This window comes from Bacillus sp. FSL R9-9497, from assembly GCF_038005805.1.
GTDB lineage: Bacteria > Bacillota > Bacilli > Bacillales > Bacillaceae_G > Bacillus_A > Bacillus_A cereus.
In genome coordinates, this window is record NZ_JBBOTY010000001.1 from 262,501 (window position 1) to 265,000 (window position 2,500).

Genomic DNA, 2,500 nt, shown 5'->3' on the forward strand with positions numbered 1-2,500 from the left:
CCGCTTATCGTAAAGGCTGAGCTGTGATGGGGAAGCTCCTTATGGAGCGAAGTCTTTGATTCCCCGCTGCCAAGAAAAGCTTCTAGCGAGATAAAAGGTGCCTGTACCGCAAACCGACACAGGTAGGCGAGGAGAGAATCCTAAGGTGTGCGAGAGAACTCTGGTTAAGGAACTCGGCAAAATGACCCCGTAACTTCGGGAGAAGGGGTGCTTTCTTAACGGAAAGCCGCAGTGAATAGGCCCAAGCGACTGTTTAGCAAAAACACAGCTCTCTGCGAAGCCGTAAGGCGAAGTATAGGGGGTGACACCTGCCCGGTGCTGGAAGGTTAAGGAGAGGGGTTAGCGTAAGCGAAGCTCTGAACTGAAGCCCCAGTAAACGGCGGCCGTAACTATAACGGTCCTAAGGTAGCGAAATTCCTTGTCGGGTAAGTTCCGACCCGCACGAAAGGTGTAACGATTTGGGCACTGTCTCAACCAGAGACTCGGTGAAATTATAGTACCTGTGAAGATGCAGGTTACCCGCGACAGGACGGAAAGACCCCGTGGAGCTTTACTGTAGCCTGATATTGAATTTTGGTACAGTTTGTACAGGATAGGCGGGAGCCATTGAAACCGGAGCGCTAGCTTCGGTGGAGGCGCTGGTGGGATACCGCCCTGACTGTATTGAAATTCTAACCTACGGGTCTTATCGACCCGGGAGACAGTGTCAGGTGGGCAGTTTGACTGGGGCGGTCGCCTCCTAAAGTGTAACGGAGGCGCCCAAAGGTTCCCTCAGAATGGTTGGAAATCATTCGTAGAGTGCAAAGGCATAAGGGAGCTTGACTGCGAGACCTACAAGTCGAGCAGGGACGAAAGTCGGGCTTAGTGATCCGGTGGTTCCGCATGGAAGGGCCATCGCTCAACGGATAAAAGCTACCCCGGGGATAACAGGCTTATCTCCCCCAAGAGTCCACATCGACGGGGAGGTTTGGCACCTCGATGTCGGCTCATCGCATCCTGGGGCTGTAGTCGGTCCCAAGGGTTGGGCTGTTCGCCCATTAAAGCGGTACGCGAGCTGGGTTCAGAACGTCGTGAGACAGTTCGGTCCCTATCCGTCGTGGGCGTAGGAAATTTGAGAGGAGCTGTCCTTAGTACGAGAGGACCGGGATGGACGCACCGCTGGTGTACCAGTTGTTCTGCCAAGGGCATAGCTGGGTAGCTATGTGCGGAAGGGATAAGTGCTGAAAGCATCTAAGCATGAAGCCCCCCTCAAGATGAGATTTCCCATAGCGTAAGCTAGTAAGATCCCTGAAAGATGATCAGGTTGATAGGTTCGAGGTGGAAGCATGGTGACATGTGGAGCTGACGAATACTAATAGATCGAGGACTTAACCATATAATATGTAGCAATGTTATCTAGTTTTGAAGGAATATGCCTTCAATAGTTTGGTGATGATGGCAGAGAGGTCACACCCGTTCCCATACCGAACACGGAAGTTAAGCTCTCTAGCGCCGATGGTAGTTGGGACCTTGTCCCTGTGAGAGTAGGACGTCGCCAAGCAACTTTAAGACGAGTCAGAATGACTCGTCTTTTTTGTGTTTTATAATTTCTTTTCAAAGCTAAATATTTTGAAGTGCTGCTCATTTTTTTAAAGATTTTTGAGTACGTAGCTATATAAGTTTTATTCAATTTGTTTCGTGATTTTTGACAGGTAATTTAAGATTTTCTATTTTATTTATCAAAGATAGAATTCATTGGTATGTTAAAATAGTACAGTTGTTTTTGATGTACTTTAATATAAGAAGATTTAAGTTAGAAAAGGAGATAATATGAAAAAGATAAGTATAATTACTATAGTAGTCTTAGTCCTGCTAGTAATCGTGTATATGTTAGTTGGAAATTATTTTTATAACTATGCATTAAATGCGAAACAAGAAAAGGAATTTTTGCAAGATAATCCTCATTTAGTGGAAACGGTAAATGCGTCGGGAGATGTATTGGCTGCAAATGAAGAAAAGAATGCAAACTTCGTATCGAAGTATAAACCTAACACATTAACTATACGTTCTTTCGATAAATTAAATTTAAAAGGTTATGAATATATGAATGAACCATCTAGTCATAAATGGGCAATTGGAGTTCATGGATATAGTGGTAGAGCATCGGAAATGACGAAATATATTCGTAACTTTTATGAACAAGGCTATAATGTCATAGCACCAGACCTTCGTGGACACGGAAATAGTGAAGGGGATTATGTTGGTATGGGTTGGCATGATCGTAAAGATATTTTAATTTGGATTCAACAAATCTTAAAGAAAGACCCTGATGCTGAAATAGCTCTATTTGGTGTTTCAATGGGCGGGGCAACTGTAATGATGACTTCAGGAGAAGATTTACCTTCTAATGTTAAAGTTATTATTGAAGATTGTGGATATTCAACTGTTATTGATGAATTTACTTATCAACTAAAAGATTTATTCCACTTACCGAAGTTTCCTGTTATGAATGCGGCAAATA

Annotated in this window: 1 protein-coding gene and 2 rRNA genes (2 of these 3 running past the window's edge); all 3 read left to right on the forward strand. The window is 44.1% G+C overall.

The window, feature by feature from the left end; translation table 11 throughout:
* Positions 1-1,375 (forward strand): 23S ribosomal RNA (locus tag MKY21_RS01515); it begins 1,548 nt to the left of the window's first position.
* A gap of 49 nt (positions 1,376-1,424) precedes the next feature.
* A 5S ribosomal RNA gene (gene rrf, locus MKY21_RS01520) occupies positions 1,425-1,540 on the forward strand.
* 269 nt (positions 1,541-1,809) lie between these two features.
* A protein-coding gene (locus tag MKY21_RS01525) for an alpha/beta hydrolase (protein ID WP_341075280.1) crosses the window boundary here: on the forward strand, positions 1,810-2,500 show its 5' portion. It continues 269 nt past the right edge of the window; 691 of the gene's 960 nt are visible here — the first part of the coding sequence; it begins with the start codon at positions 1,810-1,812; its stop codon lies off the right edge, out of view.